The 21563-nt window shown below is 72.3% G+C and carries 18 protein-coding genes; 14 read left to right on the top strand and 4 right to left on the bottom strand.

Going from position 1 to position 21563, the window contains the following annotated elements:
• Nucleotides 1-93: 93 nt before the first annotated feature.
• The 9 genes from AC0QU1_RS07005 to deoC all read left to right on the top strand — a co-directional run bounded on the left by AC0QU1_RS07005 (nt 94) and on the right by deoC (nt 9317).
• Nucleotides 94-1617 (top strand): ABC transporter ATP-binding protein, encoded by a 1524-nt coding sequence (locus AC0QU1_RS07005; protein ID WP_483575431.1) that lies wholly within the window; start codon nt 94-96, stop codon nt 1615-1617.
• Complete coding sequence (locus AC0QU1_RS07010; protein ID WP_483575432.1) at nt 1614-2960, top strand: ABC transporter permease; 1347 nt, start codon at nt 1614-1616, stop codon at nt 2958-2960. The genes AC0QU1_RS07005 and AC0QU1_RS07010 overlap by 4 nt, the downstream gene beginning before the upstream one ends.
• A complete protein-coding gene (locus AC0QU1_RS07015; protein ID WP_483575434.1) occupies nt 2957-4255 on the top strand; it encodes an ABC transporter permease in 1299 nt (432 codons plus the stop codon). Before AC0QU1_RS07010 ends, AC0QU1_RS07015 begins: the two co-directional genes overlap by 4 nt.
• 2 nt (nt 4256-4257) lie before the next feature.
• On the top strand, nt 4258-4758 hold the full coding sequence (locus AC0QU1_RS07020; RefSeq protein ID WP_483575436.1) for a cytidine deaminase: 501 nt from the start codon (nt 4258-4260) through the stop codon (nt 4756-4758).
• Complete coding sequence (locus AC0QU1_RS07025; protein WP_483575438.1) at nt 4755-6068, top strand: thymidine phosphorylase; 1314 nt, start codon at nt 4755-4757, stop codon at nt 6066-6068. Before AC0QU1_RS07020 ends, AC0QU1_RS07025 begins: the two co-directional genes overlap by 4 nt.
• 149 nt (nt 6069-6217) lie before the next feature.
• Nucleotides 6218-7135 carry a hypothetical protein gene (locus tag AC0QU1_RS07030; RefSeq protein ID WP_483575440.1) on the top strand — a complete coding sequence of 306 codons (918 nt, stop codon included), beginning with the start codon at nt 6218-6220 and terminating at the stop codon, nt 7133-7135.
• A gap of 29 nt (nt 7136-7164) precedes the next feature.
• Nucleotides 7165-7380 (top strand): hypothetical protein, encoded by a 216-nt coding sequence (locus AC0QU1_RS07035; protein WP_483575441.1) that lies wholly within the window; start codon nt 7165-7167, stop codon nt 7378-7380.
• A gap of 36 nt (nt 7381-7416) precedes the next feature.
• Entirely contained in the window at nt 7417-8568 is a 1152-nt protein-coding gene (locus AC0QU1_RS07040; RefSeq protein WP_483575443.1) for an adenosine deaminase, read from the top strand.
• Nucleotides 8565-9317: a deoxyribose-phosphate aldolase gene (gene deoC, locus AC0QU1_RS07045; protein WP_483575444.1), complete on the top strand. Its 753-nt coding sequence runs from the start codon at nt 8565-8567 to the stop codon at nt 9315-9317. Before AC0QU1_RS07040 ends, deoC begins: the two co-directional genes overlap by 4 nt.
• 23 nt (nt 9318-9340) lie before the next feature.
• Here deoC and AC0QU1_RS07050 read toward each other — a convergent pair whose 3' ends face one another.
• Nucleotides 9341-12073 carry a glycosyltransferase gene (locus AC0QU1_RS07050; RefSeq protein WP_483575446.1) on the bottom strand — a complete coding sequence of 911 codons (2733 nt, stop codon included), beginning with the start codon at nt 12071-12073 and terminating at the stop codon, nt 9341-9343.
• Nucleotides 12074-12275: 202 nt separating this feature from the next.
• Nucleotides 12276-13070, bottom strand: a complete 795-nt coding sequence (locus AC0QU1_RS07055) for a siderophore-interacting protein (RefSeq protein ID WP_483575447.1) — start codon at nt 13068-13070, stop codon at nt 12276-12278.
• 152 nt (nt 13071-13222) lie between these two features.
• On the opposite strand from AC0QU1_RS07055, the gene AC0QU1_RS07060 reads away from it, so the two are divergent.
• Both AC0QU1_RS07060 and rfbB read left to right on the top strand, forming a co-directional pair.
• A complete protein-coding gene (locus AC0QU1_RS07060) occupies nt 13223-14389 on the top strand; it encodes a nucleotide sugar dehydrogenase (protein WP_483575448.1) in 1167 nt (388 codons plus the stop codon).
• A gap of 23 nt (nt 14390-14412) precedes the next feature.
• Nucleotides 14413-15408, top strand: coding sequence for a dTDP-glucose 4,6-dehydratase (gene rfbB, locus AC0QU1_RS07065; RefSeq protein ID WP_483575449.1), 996 nt, complete (start codon nt 14413-14415; stop codon nt 15406-15408).
• Nucleotides 15409-15571: 163 nt separating this feature from the next.
• On the opposite strand, the gene rfbC is transcribed toward rfbB, so the two are convergent.
• Nucleotides 15572-16186, bottom strand: a complete 615-nt coding sequence (rfbC, locus tag AC0QU1_RS07070) for a dTDP-4-dehydrorhamnose 3,5-epimerase (RefSeq protein WP_483575451.1) — start codon at nt 16184-16186, stop codon at nt 15572-15574.
• A gap of 87 nt (nt 16187-16273) precedes the next feature.
• On the opposite strand from rfbC, the gene rfbD reads away from it, so the two are divergent.
• Nucleotides 16274-17146 carry a dTDP-4-dehydrorhamnose reductase gene (gene rfbD, locus AC0QU1_RS07075; RefSeq protein WP_483575452.1) on the top strand — a complete coding sequence of 291 codons (873 nt, stop codon included), beginning with the start codon at nt 16274-16276 and terminating at the stop codon, nt 17144-17146.
• Between the two features lie 105 nt (nt 17147-17251).
• On the opposite strand, the gene rfbA is transcribed toward rfbD, so the two are convergent.
• Nucleotides 17252-18115, bottom strand: a complete 864-nt coding sequence (rfbA, locus tag AC0QU1_RS07080; protein ID WP_483575454.1) for a glucose-1-phosphate thymidylyltransferase RfbA — start codon at nt 18113-18115, stop codon at nt 17252-17254.
• A gap of 118 nt (nt 18116-18233) precedes the next feature.
• Here rfbA and AC0QU1_RS07085 point away from each other — a divergent pair, with 118 nt between their 5' ends.
• Nucleotides 18234-19307 carry an LCP family protein gene (locus AC0QU1_RS07085; RefSeq protein ID WP_483575456.1) on the top strand — a complete coding sequence of 358 codons (1074 nt, stop codon included), beginning with the start codon at nt 18234-18236 and terminating at the stop codon, nt 19305-19307.
• Nucleotides 19308-19652: 345 nt separating this feature from the next.
• Nucleotides 19653-21563, top strand: coding sequence for a glycosyltransferase family protein (locus AC0QU1_RS07090; protein ID WP_483575457.1), 1911 nt, complete (start codon nt 19653-19655; stop codon nt 21561-21563).

Genomic DNA, 21563 nt, shown 5'->3' on the forward strand with positions numbered 1-21563 from the left:
CGAGACGTGACGCAAGATGGTCCCGGGGGGTACGGCACGCGCCGTGCGCCCCGGGACCTGTTATGAGCAGGACCCCCGTCGGGAAGGACATCCATGCGGCTCGAGCTGCGCGGCATCACCAAGCGCTTCGGCGCGCTCGTCGCGAACGACCACATCGACCTGGTGGTGCAGCCAGGCGAGATCCACTCGCTGCTGGGCGAGAACGGGGCGGGCAAGTCCACCCTGATGAACGTGCTCTACGGCCTGTACGACGCGGACGAGGGCGAGATCCTGCTGGACGACGAGGTCCAGAGCTTCTCCGGCCCCGGCGACGCGATGGCGGCGGGCATCGGCATGGTGCACCAGCACTTCATGCTCGTGCCCGTCTTCACCGTGGCGGAGAACGTCATGCTCGGCCACGAGCAGACCCGCGGCGGCGGCCGGCTCGACCTGGAGGCGGCGCGCGCCCAGGTGCGGGAGGTCTCGGCGCGGTTCGGGTTCCACGTGGATCCCGACGCCGTGGTCGAGGACCTGCCGGTGGGCGTGCAGCAGCGGGTCGAGATCATCAAGGCGCTCTCCCGGAACGCCGACGTGCTGGTCTTCGACGAGCCGACGGCGGTGCTCACCCCGCAGGAGACCGACGAGCTGATGGCGATCATGCGCCAGCTCCGCGACGAGGGCTCCGCCATCGTGTTCATCACGCACAAGCTGCGCGAGGTGCGCGAGGTGGCGGACCGGATCACCGTGATCCGCCACGGCAAGGTCGTGGGCGAGGCGCTGCCCTCGGCGTCGGACGCCGAGCTCGCCTCGCTGATGGTGGGCCGCTCCGTGGAGCTGACGGTGCACAAGGAGCCGCCCACCCCGCGCGACAACGGGCTCAAGGTCACCGACCTGGTGGTCACCAGCGAGTCCGGCGCCGTGGTGGTGGACGGCGTCAGCTTCGAGGTGCGGGGCGGCGAGGTGCTCGTCGTCGCCGGCGTGCAGGGCAACGGGCAGACCGAGCTGACCGAGGCCCTCCTCGGCCTGGAGCACGACGTGTCCGGGAGCATCACGCTCGACGGCAAGGAGCTGGTCGGCCGCTCGGTGCGCCGGATCCTCTCCGACGGGGTCGGCTTCGTGCCGGAGGACCGGACGCTCGACGGCCTGGTCGGCGAGTTCACGATCGCCGAGAACCTCATGCTCGACCGCTCCGACGGGCCGCCGTTCGTCAAGGCCGGCGCGCTGCAGCTCGCCTTCCGCGACGCGTTCGCCGAGGAGAAGGTCGCCGAGTTCGACGTCCGCACGCAGGGCATCACCACGCCGGTGGGGCGCCTGTCGGGCGGTAACCAGCAGAAGGTCGTGCTCGCGCGCGAGCTGTCGCGCGACCTGCGCCTGTTCGTCGCGGCGCAGCCGACGCGCGGCGTGGACGTGGGCTCCATCGAGTTCATCCACAAGCGCATCGTCGCCACGCGCGACGCCGGCGTGCCGGTCGTGGTGGTCTCCACCGAGCTCGACGAGGCCGTGGCCCTGGCCGACCGCATCATGGTGATGTACCGCGGCACGGTGGTCGGCATCGTGCCTGCGGACACTCCGCGCGACGTGCTGGGCCTGATGATGGCGGGGATCTCCCCGGAGGACGCGAAGGGAGAGGTCGCGTGAGCGCGCCGGAGTCGAGCCAGGGACCGAACCCTGAGCAGGAGCCGGGCCTCGAGCCCGGCGCCGCGGAGGAGCTGGAGCAGGAGCTGGCGCGCCAGGCCGGCGCACCGGTGGGCGACGACGCCGTCGACACCGAGAGCCGCCTGGCCAAGGCCCTGCAGCAGACGATGAGCAGCCCGTGGACCGTGTCGGTGGGCGCCGTGCTGCTCGCCGTCGTGGCGGGCTCGATCATGATCGCCTTCACCGACGAGGAGGTGAAGGCGGCCTCCGCGTACTTCTTCGCACGGCCCGCCGACACCTTCGTGGCGCTGAGCCAGGCGATCGGCGGCGCGTACTCCGCGCTGTTCCGCGGTTCGGTGGTCAACCTCCAGGCGCCGGACTTCGTCACCGCGATCCGGCCCCTCACGGAGACCTTCACCTACGCCACCCCGCTCATCGCGGCGGGCCTCGGCGTGGCGCTCGCGTTCCGCGCCGGCCTGTTCAACATCGGCGGCCAGGGGCAGATGCTCGTCGCGGCAGCGGCGGCCGGCTGGGTCGGCTTCGGCGTCAGCGGCGTGCCCTTCCCGCTGCACCTGCTGCTGGCGCTGGTCGCGGGCATGGCGGCGGGTGCGCTGTGGGCCGGGCTCGCCGGCCTGCTCAAGGCCCGCACCGGCGCCCACGAGGTGATCGTCACGATCATGCTCAACTACGTGGCGTTCTACCTGCTCGCCTATCTCCTGGCGACGCCGGGTCTGCTCCAGGCGCCCGGCTCGTCGAACCCGAAGACCCCGCCGACGCCCGAGTCGGCCCAGCTCCCGCCGCTCCTGGGCGAGCGGTTCAACCTGACCTGGGGCTTCGTGCTGGCGCTGCTCGCCGTCGTCGGCGTGTGGTGGCTGCTCAACCGGTCCGCTGCGGGCTTCTCGTTCCGGGCCGTCGGCGAGAACCCGCGCGCCGCGCGCGTGGCGGGCATCGACACCGGCCGCGCCACCATCAGCTCGATGCTCGTGGCCGGCGGGCTCGTCGGGCTCGCGGGCGCCTCGCAGGTGCTGGGCGGCGTGACCACCGGCTTCAGCTCCGACATCGATGCGGGCATCGGGTTCGACGCCATCACCGTCGCCCTGCTCGGCGGGTCCAGCCCGTGGGGCGTGCTCGCGGCGGGCATCCTGTTCGGCGCGTTCAAGGCGGGCGGCAGCACCATGCAGGCCGCAGAGGGCGTCCCGAGCGACATCGTGCTCGTGGTCCAGTCGCTCATCGTGCTGTTCATCGCGGCGCCGCCGCTGGTCCGGGCCATCTTCCGGCTGCCGGACCCGAACCGCCGTCGGACGGCGCGGAAGCCCAAGGCGACCCGGAAGGAGGCGGCCGCGTGAGCGCCGACCACAAGACCACCCAGCTCGACGTGCCGCTGTCGGAGACGACGCGGACCGTCACGCTCGTGTCGTGGAAGACGGCGGGTGTGCTGCTTACCGTGACCGTGCTGTACGCGCTGCTGCTCGTCGCGGTCCCGCACTCGGGCGACGTGCGGTTCCTGCTGTCGCAGCGCGGCGACTTCTTCCAGGTCCCGGTGATCGTGCTGCCGGCGGCGCCCCTCGCGTGGGCGTGCGGGGCGGTCCTGCTCGTGGTGACGGCGCTCGCGGTCGTCCTCACGGCGCGCGGGACCAGGACGCCGCTGTGGCTCGTCGTGGTGTTCGTCTTCGCGGGCCTGGCCGGCTTCCTGGCCTGGGCCGGTGCGGGCAGCCCGCGCGACCTGTCGGTCGTCGGCCTGCTCGGCGGCGCCGTGCTGTGGTCGGTGCCGTTCGTGTACGGCGCACTGGGCGGCGTGATCGGCGAGCGCGCGGGCGTGGTCAACATCGCCATCGAGGCGCAGCTCCTCGGCGCCGCGTTCACGGCCGCCATCGTCTCCTCGGTCACCAACAGCGCCCTGATCGGCCTGGCCGCCGCCGTCCTGGCGGGCGCGCTCGTGTCGCTCGTGCTCGGCCTGTTCGCCATCACGTACCACGTGAACCAGGTGATCGTCGGTGTGGTGCTCAACGTGCTGGTCGTGGGCCTGACGAGCTTCCTGTACTCCCAGGTGCTCGTGCCCGGCGCGGAGCAGCTCAACGCGACCGCGCGGTTCGCGTCCATCCCGATCCCCGTGCTGTCGGATATCCCGGTCCTCGGGCCCGTGCTGTTCGACCAGCCGCTGCTCATCTACCTGATGTTCCTGGCCGTGCCCGCCGTCTGGTACGCGCTCAACCGGACCCGGTGGGGCCTGCGGCTGCGCGCGGTGGGTGAGCACCCGAAGGCAGCCGACACCGTCGGCATCGACGTCGTGCGCACCCGGTACAACGCCGTGCTCGTCGCGGGCGCGGTGGCGGGGCTCGGCGGCGCGTTCTACACCACCGTCTACCTGAGCCAGTTCGGCGAGAACATGACCGGCGGCGCGGGCTACATCGCGCTCGCCGCCGTGATCTTCGGCAAGTGGGACCCGGTGCGGTCGGCGTTCGCCGGCCTGCTGTTCGGGTTCGCGTCCAACCTGCAGAACGTGCTGTCCGTGGTGGGATCGCCGGTGCCGAGCCAGTTCATGCTCATGGTGCCGTACGTGGTCACCCTGCTCGCCGTCGCGGGCCTGGTCGGGCGGTCGCGCCCGCCGGCCGCGTCGGGCGAGCCGTACGTCAAGGGTTGAGGATGGTGGCCGTGGACTCTCTGGATGCTGTGGACGGCGCGGACCCTGCCGATCCGGCCGGGTCGGTGGACTGGGCGGGCCTGCGGGCGGCGGCCCGGGAGGCGCTCGACAAGGCGTACGCGCCGTACTCGAACTACCCCGTGGGGGCTGCGGCCATCGCTGCCCCGGGGTCCCCGAGGGCTCCCCGGGTGGAGTCGCCGGGGGAGGGCCGCCTGCTCACCGGCGCGAACGTCGAGAACGCCGCGTACGGGGTCACCCTGTGCGCCGAGTGCTCGCTGGTCAGCGCGCTGGTGATGTCGGGCGGCGGGCGGCTGACCGCGTTCACCTGCGTGAACGCGCTCGGCGAGACGATCATGCCCTGCGGCCGGTGCCGCCAGCTCCTCTGGGAGCACGGCGGGCCGGAGCTGCTGGTGGACACCCCGCGGGGCATCGCGCCCATGTCCGAGGTGCTGCCGCAGGCCTTCGGCGCGGGCGACCTGGAGCACGTGCGGGAGGCACGATGACCGAACCCTTCGACGCCGTCGACGTCATCCGCGCCAAGCGCGACAAGGAGCCCCTGACCGATGCGCAGATCGACTGGCTCGTCGACGCCTACACCCGCGGCGTAGTGGCCGACGAGCAGATGTCGGCCATGGCCATGGCGATCCTGCTCAACGGCATGTCGCGCGCCGAGATCTCCCGGTGGACGAGCGCGATGATCGCGTCGGGCGAGCGCATGTCCTTCTCCGGCCTCTCGCGGCCGACGGCGGACAAGCACTCCACCGGCGGCGTCGGCGACAAGATCACCCTGCCGCTGGCCCCGCTGGTCGCGTCGTTCGACGTCGCCGTGCCGCAGCTCTCCGGCCGCGGGCTGGGGCACACGGGCGGCACGCTCGACAAGCTGGAGGCTATCCCGGGCTGGCGGGCCTCGCTGACGAACGACGAGCTGATGTCCCAGCTCGAGTCCGTGGGCGCGGTGGTCTGCGCCGCGGGCGCGGGGCTGGCGCCGGCCGACAAGAAGCTGTACGCGCTGCGCGACGTCACCGGCACGGTCGAGGCGATCCCGCTCATCGCGAGCTCGATCATGTCCAAGAAGATCGCCGAGGGCACCGGCGCGCTGGTGCTCGACGTGAAGGTCGGCTCCGGCGCGTTCATGAAGACCCTGGACAGCGCGCGCGAGCTCGCCCGCACCATGGTCGACCTTGGCACCGACGCCGGCGTGCGCACCGTCGCCCTGGTCACGGACATGTCGGTGCCGCTCGGCCGCACGGCGGGCAACGCCCTGGAGGTCCGCGAGTCGCTGGAGGTGCTCGCGGGCGGCGGGCCGTCCGACGTCGTGGACCTCACCGTCGCGCTCGCCGTGGAGATGCTCGCCGCGGCGGACCGGCCGCGCTCGGCGGACGACGTCCGCGCCGCCCTGGCCGACGGCCGGGCCATGAACAAGTGGCGCGCCATGATCGCGGCGCAGGGCGGCGACGTCGACGCTCCGCTGCCGGTCGCCAAGGAGTCCGAGACCGTGGTTGCCCCGGAGTCCGGCGTGCTGACCTCGCTCGACGCGTACGCGGTGGGCGTGGCGGTCCGGCGCCTGGGCGCGGGCAGGGCGCGCAAGGAGGACGCGGTCCAGGCGGCGGCAGGCATAGAGATCCACGTGAAACCGGGGGAGCGGGTCGCCGCGGGGCAGCCGGTGCTCACCCTGCACACCGACACCCCCGAGCGCTTCGCCCGCGCCCGCGAGGCCCTCGACGGCGCCTGGGCCGTCGAGCCGGCCGAAGGCCCGGCTTCCGACGCCGGGCCGGCGCCCAGCCGACCGGTAGTGCTGGACCGCATAGCCTGAGCTCGGCAGTTTGCAGCGCGAAGTCGGCAGCTTGCATCGAGATCGGTCCAGGCCTGTGCCGATTTCGATGCAAACTGCCGACCGTGTGGGAGCGCCGCCCCAGCGTGGCGGACCGGCGAGTCGGACAAGGGCGGCTTAGCCTGACCAGCGTGCAGCCGACATTGCGCCTTTCGTCCCTGCTCGGCGCCATGCGGGCATTCGCCGGGCCGGTACCGCCGCCGCCACCGCGGGGCCGCTTCGAGCGCCCGGCGGTGCCCGACGACGTCGAACGTCACCTCGAGTCGGTGCCGCCCCGCGCCCGGCGGTCGGTGCTCGACCCGCTGGCGCGTGAGCGCGGCACCGGGACGGTCGGCTTCCCGCGACGGCTGAACCTGCCCTCGCTCGACGGCGCGACCGCCGCGGCCGTCCAGGTGGACGAGACCACGTGCGGCTCCGCGGTGCTGGCGATGCTCGGGCTGGCGGGCGATCCACGGGCCGCCCTGCGGATCGCCACCGACGACCCGGCCGGACGGTTCGCGCGGCTGCAGCACGCCATCCAGGCGGCGACCAACCGCCGTGGGCTGGTCGTGGCGCGCTGGCCGCGCGCCTACGGCACGCCGCCCTGGGGCGCCGCGCGGTTCGCGAGCTACGGCGGCGTGCGCTACACGCACCGCGTGGCCGGCTCGCGCGCGGTGCTGGAGGCCGCCGTCGCCGCCGCCCGCGCGGGCGTCCCCGTGCCCCTGTACACGGGCGGCGACCTCACGGGCGGCTGGGACTCCGCGGTACCGCGTCACGTGGTGCTGCTCACGCTGGCCGACGGCGAGGGTGCCGAGGGCAACGCCGTCCTGTACGAGCCGTCGGGCGCCGGGCTGCACACGGTCCCGGTCGCCGCGCTGCTCGACCCGCCGCCGACCGCCTCGGGGGAGGCCGAGGCGCCCCAGCCTGCGGGTGACCGGACGGCCGCGCGGGTGCGCAAGGCGCTGACGGCGGCGCTCGGCGGCTGGCCGCACGTGGCCTGGGTGCTGCTGCCGGAGCGGGCAGGGCGCTGGCATGCGGGCGGCAGCCGGGCGACGATGGAGGTCTACTGACACCGAGGCCCGCTGACGAGGAGGCCCTGATGAGCACTCTCCCCGGTCCTGACTCCTGGCGTGATGCCGGCCTGGACCCTCCGGAGGACGCGGAGGTCGACACCACGCACGAGCCCGACGAGTACGTGCCGGACGCCCCGCGCCCGGACAACAGCGGCGAGGCGAACGAGGCCGACGTCGTCGAGCAGGCCCTCGAGGCCTCGGCGGACGAGGACGACGAGGTCCCGGAGGCCGGCACCGCCTGAGCGCCGAGTGTCGGTGCCGGACGGTAGGTTGTCACCATGACCACGCAAGACCCGGGGGCACGTCCCGGCGAGGCACTGCTGCGCGCGCTGCCGAAGGTCGTGCTGCACGACCACCTCGACGGCGGCCTGCGGCCGCAGACCGTCCTCGACCTCGCGGACGCCGCGGGGCACGAGCTGCCCGCGCACGACGCGGAGTCGCTCGCCACCTGGTTCCACGACGCCGCCGACTCGGGCTCGCTGGTCCGGTACCTCGAGACCTTCGAGCACACCGTCGCCGTCATGCAGACGGCCGACAACCTGGCCCGGGTCGCCCGGGAGGCCGTGCTGGACCTCGCCGCCGACGGCGTCGTGTACGCCGAGCTGCGGTGGGCGCCCGAGCAGCACCAGGCCGGCGGGTTGTCGCTCGCCGAGGCCGTCGAGGCGGTGCAGGCGGGGATCGACGACGGGATCGCCGCGGCCGCCGCCGACGGCCACCTCATCCGGGTCGGCCAGCTCGTCACCGCGCTGCGGCAGGCGGACCGCTGGTACGAGCTGGCGGAGCTCGCCGTCGCCCACCGGGACCGCGGAGTGGTCGGGTTCGACCTCGCGGGCCCTGAGGCGGGGTACCCGCCGTCGCGCCACCTCGCGGTGTGGCGCTACCTCGCCGAGTACGACATGCCCACGACGATCCACGCGGGCGAGGCCGCGGGCCTCGACTCCATCGCGCAGGCCGTGCACCTGGGGCAGGCGGACCGCCTGGGCCACGGCGCGCGCATCATCGACGACATCGCCTTCGTGCCCGGCGGCGACCCGGCCGGCGGAGACCTCGCGGCCGACGGGCGCGGCGGCGCAGCGGACCTGGGCCGCCTCGCGCACTGGGTGCGCGACCACCAGATCCCCCTCGAACTGTGCCCCGTCTCCAACCTGCAGACGGGGGCCGCCGAGTCGATAGCGCAGCACCCGATCACCCGGCTCAAGGAGCTGGACTTCGCGGTCACGCTCAACACCGACAACCGCCTGATGTCCCGCACGTCGATGACGCACGAGATGAAGCTGCTCGTCGACGAGGCGGGCTGGACGCTCGACGACCTCGCCGACGTGACCGTGACCGCCGCCTGGGGTGCGTTCATGCACCACGACGAGCGGCGCGACCTCGTGGAGCAGGTCATCCTGCCCGGATTCCAGAAAGTGGAAGGTGCCCTCGTATGACCGCGCAGACCCCGGCGGCCCGCCCCGTTCAGCCGCCGCGCGACAAGGCGGCGCTCGCCGCGTTCGTCGACCACACGCTGCTCAAGCCCGAGGCGACGGCGGCAGACATCGCCGCCCTCGTCGAGGAGGGCGCGGAGCTCGGGGTGTTCTCCGTGTGCGTGTCGCCGTCCTTCGTGTCGCTCGCCGTCGAGATGGCGGCCGGCCGGCTCGCCGTCGCGACCGTGTGCGGGTTCCCCTCGGGTAAGCACATGAGCGACGTGAAGGCCTTCGAGGCGGCCCGCTCCGTGGCCGACGACGTCGACGAGGTCGACATGGTGATCGACGTCGGCACGGCGCGCGCCGGCCGGTTCGACGCCGTGCAGGCCGACATCGTGGCCGTCCGCGCCGCCGTGCCCGCCGACCGGGTGCTCAAGGTGATCATCGAGTCGGCGGCCCTCACCGACGAGCAGATCGTCGGCGCGTGCAAGGCGGCCGAGGCCGCGGGCGCCGACTTCGTGAAGACGTCGACGGGCTTCCACCCGGCGGGCGGCGCCTCCGTGCACGCCGTGTCGCTGATGGCGCAGACCGTCGGCGCCGCAGGCGGCGGCAAGCTCGGCGTCAAGGCCTCCGGCGGGATCCGGGACCTGGACACGGCGCTCGCGATGATCGAGGCGGGCGCCACCCGCCTCGGCCTGTCGGGCACGGCGTCGGTGCTGGCCGGGTTCGACGCCGGGACGGCGGCACCCGCCCCGGCGTCGGACACGTACTGACGCCTACGCGCGCCGGCTGACGCCTACCCGCGCCGGGGGGCGAGCCAGGCCTCCGCTGCCGTCCAGTGCTCCTTGAGCAGGACGTACCGGTCGTCGTGCCACGGCTTGACCGGGCCGGCCCAGTGGATCAGGCCCGGCTCGGCGACGATCTCCTGCGTCGGCCACGCGTTCCAGCGTGCGTCGAGCACGCGGTAGCGCGACCCGGCGTAGGCGTTGAGCACGTCCTGGTCGTTGAGCCCGTACCGCTCGGCGTAGGGCACGAACTCGGCGGTGAACCCGTCGGCGCGCATCACGGCCAGGTCGAGCAGCAGGATGCCCGCGTTGAAGCCCTGGTACCCGTGCCGGTGCCGCTGCATCATCGTGCGCAGCAGGTCCCGCGCCGCGTCGGGGGCGTGCCCGAGCAGGCGGGTGGACCGGATGACGTTCCCGACGCCGTGCCGGTAGTTGTACGAGATCGACGGGCGGGCCGCCAGGGGAGCGCCGCCGAGGTCGGTGTCGTACAGCTCGGCGAGGTCCACCACGGACAGCGCGTCCAGGTCGTGGTAGAGCACGCGGTCGAGGTGCGGCAAGAGCTCGGGCAGCAGCAGGCGGTCCATCGTGGCTACCGTGATGTGCTTGAGCATGCCGAGCACGGTCCCGTAGCCGATGCCGTCGCAGGCGTACCACTCGAACGTGACCTCGGGGAACAGCCGCGCCAGCCGCTCGTGGTCGGCGGGCGTGTGGTCCCGCGTGAGCGCGACGACCCGCACCGGCCGGCCGGTGTGCCGCACCACTCCAGCGACGACCACCTCCATCTGGGAGCGCAGGTTCCCGTCGAGGGCGACGGCGACGTTGAGGGGCGCGCCCGACCCGGCCGGGCGGGGTAGGGCCGCCTCCACCAGGACCCGCGTCGCGCGTACCCGCTCCACCACGTCGGCGACCGAGCAGGTGGTGGACGGCGCCGCAGGTACAGGGGCGTCGTGGACGGCCAGCGCCCGCTCCACCTCGTGGGCGACGGTGGCCCGCCAGGTGGCGTAGACCTCGTCCCGCGAGGCCCCGGCGAGGATCCGCGCCATCGCGGGCGCCACGAGGTCTCGGATCCGCTGCTGCATGGCGCGGCGGCCGGCCTCGTCGGCGTCGAGGAGGCCGGCGAACCGGATGTCGGCGGTGTTCCGGGGCCGGAAGTCGACGTCGGCGCCGATGGCCCAGGACGGCAGGAAGGCGTGCAGGCGCGACGTGACGACGCGCGAGAACCGGGTCCGGTAGGCATCCAGCAGGTCGACGGCGGTGCGCACGTTGCGGCCCAGCTCGTGGCGGCGCACCGAGGGGTGCAGGTGGGTGACCAGCTCGCTGCGGGTGTCGTGCTCCGGGACGGGCGTGTCCACGTACACGGCCGGCGCTCCGGCGGGCGCCGGCTCGAAGTCGGGGGGAAAGACCGTGTCGATGGTGGTGGTGAGGCAGCCGCTGAAGAACGCGGGCACTCCCGCGTTGAGCAGCAGGTGCACGGTGGTCCAGTCGCGGCACCCGATCGGCCCGTGGGCCTTGAGGTAGTCGACGGCGGTGGGGGTCAGGATGGCGTGCTTGTTGACGTGGAACGACACGAACAGCGGCTGCAGGTTCTCGTGGAAGGGAAAGTCGAACCGCAGGTCGAACTGGCTGTGCATGTACCAGCCGAACGCGAGCATCCAGGTGTGCTCCGGCACCGCGTCCAGGCGGGACATGTCGCGCTGCACGACCGTCAGGTGCACGTCGGCGCCCGGCCCCGGCACCATGTGGTCGGGCCGCACCCGGCCGGCCAGGAACCGCACGGGCTCGGTGACGGCGTCGTCGCCGTGCAGGCGCAGGCCCTCGTGCCGCAGCAGGTGGCCGAGGCTCGCGATGGTCTGCACGGTGTCGCCGATGTTGCTGGAGGCGACGTTCTCGTCCGGCGCCTTGTAGTCGATGACGGCGAACGACACGTGCCCGGCCGGCACCTTCGCCGGCGCGGCGGGGCGCAGCGCCTTGTCGATCCAGGGCGCCAGGTGGTCGATGGACTCCTGGACCCGTTCGGTCAGGCCGGTGCCGCGCCGGGCGGCGTCGAGCGCCTCGGCCGCCGCGGCGGGCTCGTCGGCGATGAACAGGAGCTTCGCGAGGTCCAGGAGCACGGCGGCGTCGGCCACGACACCGTGCCGCACCCAGGTGAGGGCCGTCCGGGCGACGTCGGGGCTGGCCATGGCGATGCCGGCGCGGAGGTACTCCGCGGGGGCGAGCCGGGCGGCGTCGTCCGGCCCGAGCTGGCGGAGCAGGTCCCAGGCGAGCTCGCGGAGGCCCACGCGCTGCGCGATCAGCGCGGTCCCGGCGACCCCGGCGCGGCGCGTCTCCGGATGCGCCATGAGCGAGTGGCACAGCGACCGCCACAGCGCGGTGTCCAGGCTGCGGGTACCGCGGACGGAGGTGGTGACGGCCTCGTCGAGGGGCAGGCCACGGCGCAGGGCGGCGGTCAGCACGGCGTCGCCCGACGGGGGCTCCGGGCGCTCCTGGAAGGGGCGGTCGGCGGCGCGGTCCGGGGCGGACCACACCTCCAGCGGCTGTCGGTTGGCCTCCTTGGCGGCGGCCCAGGTCTCCTGGTCGGGGGTCGGCAGCGGCCGGGGATCAGGTGCAGGATCCGGCCGGTCGGGATGCGGGTTGTGGAGGGTCTCGGCGGCGGTGAGCAGCGCCTCGGCGATCATCTCGTCAGCGGCCGGGACCTGGTGCGCAGTCTCACCGGACGCGGCGAGACGGCGGCTTGCAGGGGACATGAAGACTCCTCGTGGGGTCGACGGGCAGGTGGGTACCGTCGCCCCGGCGAGCGTTCCTGCGTGCGCGAGCAGCCGACGGTGGCCAGAGCGTAGTGCTGCTGGGTTACGGCCCGACGACGTCTCGGTAGGCTCCTGGACATGTCTGCGCAACAACCTGCTGACCAGGCCTTTTCACTGCCGGCGGACCCGGCCCGCCGTCCGCTCAGCGCGCGCTGAGCACCAGGTCGTCCTGCTCCACCGCTGCCTTCCACTCGGCCTTCTCCGCGCGCCAGTGCTCGTCGTCGCGGCCGCGCCGCCAGTAGCCCGACGCCGAGAGCAGCTCGCGCGGGACACCGAGCGTCCCGCGCGCCCAGCGGCGCAGGTCACGCACGCAGCCGGCCTCGCCGTGCAGGAACGTGTGCGGCACGCCGTCCGGCAGCTCGGCGGCCGGCACGACGTCGGCCAGGCTCGCGCCCGCGGACCGGTGCACCCACGTGAGGTGGAGGTTCGCGGCGCTCGCGATCTCCTGCTCCTCCGACGCGTCGGACACCTCGACAAAGACGTGCGCCACGGCGCCGTCGGGCAGCGCCTCGCAGGCGGCGGCGATGGCGGGCAGGGCGGACTCGTCGCCGGCCAGGAGGTGCCACGGGGCGTCGCCGGACGGCGCGTAGTCGCCGCCCGGGCCGACGAAGTCGACCTCGTCGCCCGGCCTGACCCGCTGCGCCCAGGGGCCGCCGTAGCCGACGTCGCCGTGCGTGACGATGTCGATGTCCCAGCCGGACTCGGTCACGGCGCGGATCGTGTAGGTGCGCAGCACCGGGCGGCCGTCGGGCTCGGCCGGCTCGGCCATGACGAGCTTGAGGTAGCGGTCGGTGAACGGTGTCGGATCGACGTCGGCCAGCGCCCGCCCGCCGATCGTCACCCGGATCATGTGCGGCGTCAGGTGCCGGACTGCGGTCACGGTCGCCGTGGTGCGCCTGCGGGCCTTGCCTGTCGGTGCGTTCGTGGTCTGCGACATGGTGAGGTAAGCCTAACCATGGCGTCGTGCGGTCGCCGGTGTGGCGTGCGTCACTGGCTGGCGGTGGGTTCATCCACAGGCACGCGCCACCGGCACCCCTGGCGCGCCTACCATGGGCGCATCATCGAACTCTTCCCCGAGGGAGTCCCGTCGTGAAGATCGCTGTCGTCGGCACCGGATACGTCGGCCTGTCCAACGCGGTCCTGCTCGCCCAGAACCACGAGGTGTGGGCGCTGGACGTGGACCCGGCCAAGGTGGCGCAGGTGAACGACCGGATCTCGCCGATCGTCGATGCCGAGCTCGAGGAGTACCTCGCCCACAAGGACCTGAACCTGACCGCCACGCTCGACAAGGACGCGGCCTACGCGGGTGCGGGCATGGTGGTCATCGCGACCCCGACGAACTACGACGAGGTCACCAACTTCTTCGACACCTCCTCGGTGGAGACCGTGGTCGGCGACGTGCTGGCCCGGGTGCCCGACGCGACGATCGTCATCAAGTCGACCATCCCCGTCGGGTTCACCGAGCGGATCCGCGCGGAGCACGCGGGCGCCGCGGTCATCTTCTCGCCGGAGTTCCTGCGTGAGGGCCGGGCGCTGTACGACAACCTGCACCCGTCGCGGATCGTCGTGGGCGACCGCTCCGAGCGGGGCAAGCAGTTCGCCGACCTGCTCCTGGAGGGCGCACTCACGAAGGATGCGCCCGTGCTGCTGACCGATCCGACGGAGGCCGAGGCGATCAAGCTCTTCGCCAACACCTACCTCGCCCTGCGGGTCGCGTACTTCAACGAGCTCGACACCTACGCCGCGACGCACGGGCTGGACACGGCGCAGATCATCGAGGGCGTCGGCCTGGACCCGCGCATCGGGTCGCACTACAACAACCCGTCGTTCGGGTACGGCGGGTACTGCCTGCCCAAGGACACCAAGCAGCTCCTGGCCAACTACGCCGACGTGCCGCAGAACCTCATCAACGCCGTCGTCGAGGCCAACACCACCCGCAAGGACTTCGTGGCCGCCGACATCCTGCGCCGCAACCCCAAGACCGTCGGTGTGTACCGGCTGGTGATGAAGGCCGGCTCGGACAACTTCCGGGCCTCCAGCATCCAGGGCATCATGAAGCGCATCAAGGCGAAGGGTGTCGAGGTCATCGTGTACGAGCCCACCCTGGAGGACGACGAGTTCTTCCGCTCCGAGGTGGTCCGGGACCTCGACGAGCTCAAGTCCCGCGCCGACGTCATCATCGCGAACCGCCGCACCGAGGCGCTCGACGACGTCGCCGACAAGGTCTACACGCGCGACATCTACGGCCGCGACTGACCGGCCGCGACGGAGAGGAACCCATGAAGGTCCTTGTCACCGGCGGTGCCGGCTTCATCGGCGCGAACTTCGTGCTCCAGACGGTGCGCGAGCGCCCGGACGCGCGGGTCACCGTGCTCGACGCCCTGACGTACGCGGGCGACCGCACCTCGCTCGACGAGGTGGCGGACCAGATCGAGCTCGTCGAGGGCTCGATCACCGACGCGCCGCTCGTCGACCGGCTCGTGCGGGAGTCCGACCTGGTGGTGCACTTCGCGGCGGAGTCGCACAACGACAACTCGCTCAACGACCCGACGCCGTTCGTACAGACCAACCTGGTGGGCACTTTCACGCTGCTGGAGGCGGTGCGCAGGCACGAGGTACGGTTCCACCACATCTCGACGGACGAGGTCTACGGCGATCTCCCGCTCGACTCCCCGGAACGGTTCACGCCCCAGACCCCGTACAACCCGTCGTCGCCGTACTCCTCCACGAAGGCGGGCTCCGACCTGATGGTCCGGGCCTGGGTGCGGTCCTTCGGCGTGCGGGCGACGATCTCGAACTGCTCCAACAACTACGGGCCGTTCCAGCACATCGAGAAGTTCATCCCCCGGCAGATCACCAACCTGATCGACGGCGTCCGCCCGCGCCTGTATGGCGCGGGCGCGAACGTGCGCGACTGGATCCACGTCGCCGACCACAACGCGGCCGTGTGGACGATCATCGAGAAGGGCAACGTCGGCGAGACGTACCTGATCGGGGCCGACGGCGAGACGAGCAACCTCGAGGTCGTGCGTACGCTGCTGGACATCTTCGGGCGCGATCCCGACGACTTCGACCACGTGACCGACCGGCCGGGGCACGACCTGCGGTACGCGATCGACGCTAGCCGGCTGCGGGACGAGCTGGGCTGGTCGCCGCGGTACACGGACTTCCGGGAGGGGCTGGAGGCTACCGTGCGGTGGTACCGGGAGCACGAGTCCTGGTGGAGGGGGGCGAAGGCTTCTACCGAGGCGAAGTACGCGGCCTCGGGACAGTAGGCCGTTGTGGCTGGGTCCGGTCGGGGGCGAGGGTGGTGGGTGCGCCGCCTCGCTCACGGGCCCCAGGGGGCCCTCCGCTACGGTTTTACGGCGGCGCACCCACCACCCTCGCCCCCGACCTCGCAGTTCGGCGTCTGTCCCGAGGCCGCGTACTTCGCCTCAGTCAGCGCCTGGTCGCCAGGTAGCTGGTGACGTCGGCCAGGGTGGGGAGCAGGCCCTGGTCGCGGGCCTCGGACAGGGTTGGGGCCGACTCGTCCTTCTCCGACAGGAGGGGTTTGAGCGGGCTGCCGTCGCGGGCTGTGGTCGGCCAGTCGATGGCGAGGGCCGGGTCCAGCGGGTGTATGCCGTGTTCGCGGCCTGGGGCATAGCCGGCGGAGCAGAGGTAGAGGACTGTCGAGCCGTCCTCCAGCGACATGAAGGCGTGCCCCAGTCCCTCCGAGAGGTAGATCGCCTTTCGGTCGACGTCGTCCAGCAGGACGGCGTCCCACGTGCCGAAGGTGGGCGAACCGACGCGGATGTCCACGACGACGTCCAGCACGGCGCCCCGCACGCACATGACGTACTTGGCCTGGCTGGGCGGCACGTCGGCGAAGTGGACGCCGCGCAGCACGCCCGCCGCCGACACCGAGCAGTTGGCCTGCGCCAGGTCGAACGGGTGCCCGACGGCGTCCGTGAACGCCTCGGCCTTGAACGCCTCCAGGAAGACGCCGCGGGGGTCGCCGAACTGCTTCGGGGTGATCTCGAACGCGCCGGGCACGGCCAGCTCGCGGTATTCCATGGGGCTCCTGGTGTGGTTCGTGGGTGGCGCTGCGTGGTTCGTCGGTGGCACGGCGTGTGGCACGGCGGCCCTGGCTAGGATCCTAGGGTGACCAGCACACACAGCACGACGCAGCGGTGGGTGGTGTTCGGCGCCGCCGGCATGCTCGGCCAGGACATGACGGCGGCCGCGGAGGCCGCGGGGTACGAGGTGACCGGGCTGGACCGGTCCGCCGTCGACCTCACCGACGCCGACGCGGTGCACCGCGCGGTGACCGGCCACGACGTCGTCGTCAACTGCGCGGGCTGGACCGCCGTCGACGACGCCGAGACGCACGAGGCCGAGGCCTTCGCCGTGAACGCGACGGGCGCCGCGCACCTGGCGCGCGCCGCCGCGTCGTCGGGCGCCCGCCTGGTGCACGTGTCCACCGACTACGTGTTCGACGGCGCCGCCACCCGGCCGTACGCCGAGGACGCGCTGGTCGCGCCCCGCTCCGCCTACGGGCGCACCAAGGCCGCCGGCGAGTGGGCGGTCCGGGCGCTCGCGCCCGACGCCCTGGTGGTGCGCACCGCGTGGCTCTACGGGGCGGGCGGGAAGTGCTTCCCGCGCACCATCGCGCGGGTGGCGGGGGAGCGGGACCGGTTGAGCGTCGTGGCCGACCAGACCGGGCAGCCCACCTGGACCGCCGACCTCGCGGACCTGATCGTCCGGCTCGTGGGCGCAGGGGCGCCGGGCGGGCTGTACCACGGGACGGCGTCGGGCCAGGTGACCTGGCACGGGTTCGCGCGCGAGGTGGTGGCGGCCGCAGGCCGGACGACGCCGGTGGACCCGACCACGAGCGCCGCCTACCGGCTCCCGGCGCCGCGGCCGGCGTACTCCGTGCTGGGCCACGACCGGCTCCGCGCCGTCGGCGTCGAGCCGATCGGCGACTGGGCCGACCGCTGGAAGACGGCGGCGGCGACGGTTCTCGGTGCCTTCTAGAAACGTGCTCACGATTGGCGTAACGTTCATGCAGCGAGGGACAGGAGCCCCGAGAAGTGAGCCCGGTAGCCATCCGGACGGTTGGTGAGCCGGGCTTCGCGCTGCCTATTCCTCCAGCAGGCGCAGCAGGTAGTCGCCGTAGCCCGACTTGGTGAGCTTCTCCGCGCGGGTGCGCAGGTCGTCGTCGGACAGGAAGCCGCGGCGCCAGGCGACCTCCTCCGGGGCGCCGATCTTCAGGCCCTGGCGGCGTTCGATGGTGCGCACGTAGTCGGACGCCTCGAGCAGCGAGTCGAAGGTGCCGGTGTCGAGCCAGGCGGTGCCGCGCGGCAGCACCTCGACCTGGAGCCTGCCCTGGCGCAGGTACTCGGCGTTGACGTCGGTGATCTCGTACTCGCCGCGCGCCGAGGGCTCGAGACCCTTGGCGATGTCGACGACGTCGTTGTCGTAGAAGTACAGCCCGGGCACGGCGTACCGCGACCTGGGCCGCGCCGGCTTCTCCTCCAAGGAGAGCGCCTTGCCGTGCTCGTCGAACTCGACCACCCCGTACGCCGTGGGGTCGGCGACGCGGTAGGCGAAGACCGCGCCGCCGTCGATGCCGGCGAACCGGGTGAGCTGGGCGCCGAGGCCGGGGCCGTAGAAGATGTTGTCGCCCAGCACGAGCGCCACGGAGTCGCCACCGACGAATTCCTCGCCGAGCACGAAGGCCTGCGCGAGGCCGTCGGGGGAGGGCTGCGTCGTGTAGCTGATCGAGATGCCGAACTGCGCGCCGTCGCCCAGCAGCCGCTGGAACTGGTCGGCGTCGTGCGGGGTGGTGATGACCAGCACGTCGCTGATCCCGGCCAGGATCAGGGTCGACAGCGGGTAGTAGATCATCGGCTTGTCGTAGACGGGGACGAGCTGCTTGCTGATGCCCTGCGTGATCGGGTGCAGGCGGGTGCCCGAACCGCCGGCGAGAATGATTCCGCGCATGGGCCGGATCGTCTCACGTCCGCGCACCTCGGGTGCTGGCCGGGCCGCGGGTGAATGAGGGGTGATCTCCTGCCGAGGGTGATGCGGCGCGGACCGTCCGAACTGTAGTCACATGGGTATGCATGGATCTGACGGGATCAGGGACCTCCTCACGGCGCCGAACCCGGCCGACCGCGAGCCGTCTCCCCCGGCGCGCCCCCGCCGCTCCAAGGGGTTCGTGGCGGCGGTCATCGCCGGCGCCCTCGTGCTGGTCACCACCAGCGGGGTCACCGCGTACCTCGCCTACCGGACGTCGCTGGACGAGAGCATCGAGCGCATCGAGGACCCGTTCGCCGACCTCGACCCGGAGACGCGCCCCGCCCCGGCGCCCGAGGAGGGCGCCAACGCGCCCGTGAACATCCTGGCCCTCGGCTCCGACAGCCGGATCTCGGCGGGCGACCCGTCCGCGTGGGAGTTCGGCGCCCAGCGCACCGACGCGATCCTGCTGCTCCACCTGTCCGGCGACCGGAAGTCGGCCGCTGCCATCTCGATCCCGCGCGACTCCTGGGTGCCCATCCCGGACTACGGCGAGGCCAAGATCAACGCCGCGTTCTCCTACGGCGGCCCCGGCCTGATGATCCGGACCGTCGAGGACCTGACGGGCGTCCGCATCGACCACTTCGCCGTGACCGACTTCGAGTCCTTCACGACGCTCACCGACACCCTCGGCGGCGTCGAGATCGCGGTGCCCGACGGCGCGGGTGGTTCCGTGCAGCGCACGATGACCGGCGAGGAGGCGCTCGAGTTCACGCGCGAGCGGTACGCCCTCGCGAACGGCGACTTCGGCCGCGTGCAGCGGCAGCAGGCCTGGATGCGGGCGATCGCCGCCAAGGCGTCGGAGAACCGGGGTGACCTGCTCACGATGTCCCGGTTCCTCGAAGCGGGGGTCAAGTCCGTGGCGGTGGACGAGGGACTCACCATCGACAAGATGCTGGAGCTGGCCGTCAGCGCCAAGGACATCTCGACGAGCGACATCGCGTACCTGACCGTGCCGTACGCGGGTACGGGGCGCAGCGCCGACGGGCAGTCGATCGTGCGGCTCGACCACGCCGAGCTCGACCCGCTCATGCGGGCCGTGGCGGAGGACGAGCTGCCGGCCTACCTGGCCGCACACCCGGACAGCATGGACCGGCTGCCCGAGGTGGTGCAGTAGCGAGGTCGTCCGGACAGGACAATGGCGTGAGAAAGGCACGGCTGATGCCTTCTGCCGGTATGGGGACAATCGCCCGGAATGTACCTGGGTGAACTTCATCGATTTCACCCTCTGATCGATTTCACCCGGTTGATCCATAGTCTTCAGAATGTCACCCGGGTGAACCGAACTGTCTTTCACCCGTAAACGTCACGAGCACGACTTTGCCCGCTTGTAGCATGGGGAAATCAATGGCGCATCTTTTACGTCCGGTCCTGTGTTTTTCGCCCGGTAGGTGCCCTTCCTCGTGACGGCTCTCGGGCAGACAAGGACATTCTCGCGGTGACGGATCGTGCTTCTGGCCGGGTGCGCAGACTCCGCCGCGCCGTATGGCACCTCCGGCACGGCGGCATCTACCAGCTCCGCACCTATCTACGCAGGCAGCGGCTCCCCATGGCCGGGCAGGTGGGCGGTTCGCGGCTGACGAGGACCGGTCTGACGTTCGACCCGTGGCCGGGCCGCCCAGCGTCCGGCCTGGTGGCCCGCGGTACGGCAGCGCGGCGCCACGCCGTCGGTGGGCCGCGTGACCTGCGCGTGGGCGTCATCCTGGACGACTTCTCGCGGCTCGCGTTCGCGCCCGAGTGGGACCAGGTGGCCCTCACTCCTTCGACCTGGCGCGACGAGCTCGCCACGGGTCTGGACCTGCTGTTCGTGGAGTCCGCGTGGAACGGCAACGGCGGCGCGTGGCAGTACCACCTGACCGGGACGTCGGCCCCGCGTCCGGCGTTCGTGGACCTCGTCGGGGCCTGCCGGGCGGCGGACGTGCCCACCGTGTTCTGGAACAAGGAGGACCCGGTCCACTTCGAGGACTTCCTCGGCGCGGCCCGGCTGTTCGACCGCGTGTACACCACCGACGTCGATCGTCTGCCGGCCTACGCCGAGGCGCTCGGGCATGATCGGGTCGGCGTGCTGGAGTTCGCGGCGCAGCCCGCGATCCACAACCCGGTGCGTCTGCACAGCCGAGGACCGGAGCGGGACGTCGCGTTCGCGGGGATGTACTTCGCGCACAAGTACCCGGAGCGGCGCGAGCAGATGGACGTGCTGCTCGGTGCCGCCCTGGACGTGTCGCCCACGATGGAGCACGGCCTGGAGATCTTCAGCCGGTTCCGCGGCAAGGACCAGAAGTACCAGTTCCCGCCGCCGCTGGACGGCCGCGTCGTCGGCTCGCTCGACTACGACCGGATGCTGACCGCCTACCGCGAGTACAAGGTCTTCCTGAACGTGAACTCGGTGGTCGGCTCGCCGTCGATGTGTGCGCGCCGGATCTTCGAGATCACGGCCAGCGGTACCCCCGTCGTGTCCACGCCGAGCGCGGCCGTGGGGAAGTACTTCCCGCCCGACGAGGTCTTCGTCGCGCCGACCCGCGAGGCCGGAGTCCACGCGGTCCGCGCGCTGGTGCGGTCGCCCGAGCTGCGCGACCGCGCGGTGCACAAGGGCCAGCGCCGCATCTGGCGGGAGCACACGTACGCCGCCCGGGTGCAGAGGGTGCTGCACGACGTGGGGCGGGCCGTCTCGCCCGTCGTCGCGCGGCCGACCGTGACCGCCCTGGTCTCCACGAACCGCCCGGCCCAGCTCGACCACGTCCTGGGTGTCCTCGGCGCCCAGGAGGGCGTTGACCTCCAGGTCGCGCTGCTGACGCACGGCTTCGAGGTGGGCGACGCCGAGCTGCGCGCCCGCGCCAAGGAGGCCGGCGTCGCCGCGCTCGAGCTGCTGTCGGCGGGGGCGGACGTGCCGCTGGGCACGTGCCTGAACCTGCTGCTGGAGGCGGCCGACGGCGACGTCGTGGCGAAGATCGACGACGACGACCTGTACGGGACCCGGTACCTGTCCGACCAGCTCTTCGCGCTGGCTTACTCGGGTGCGGACGTGGTGGGCAAGCAGGCCCACTACATGTACCTGGAGGGCACCGACGCCACGATCCTGCGGTTCGCGGACCGGGAGCACAGGTACACCGACCGCGTGATGGGACCCACGATCGTCGCTGCGCGTGAGACCGCTTCCACGGTCCGGTTCCGCCCGCTGGGCCGCGGCGAGGACACGGCGTTCCTGGCCGATCTCGTCGAGGCCGGCGGATTGGTCTACTCCGCCGACCGGTTCAACTTCGTCCAGGTGCGGTCGGCACCGGGCGGGCACTCGTGGCCGGTCAGCGAGGCCGAGCTGCTCGCCAGCGGCGAGGTCAAGCACTACGGACGTGCGGTGACGCACGTCATGTTCTGA

This window comes from Promicromonospora noduliphila (genome assembly GCF_056951025.1).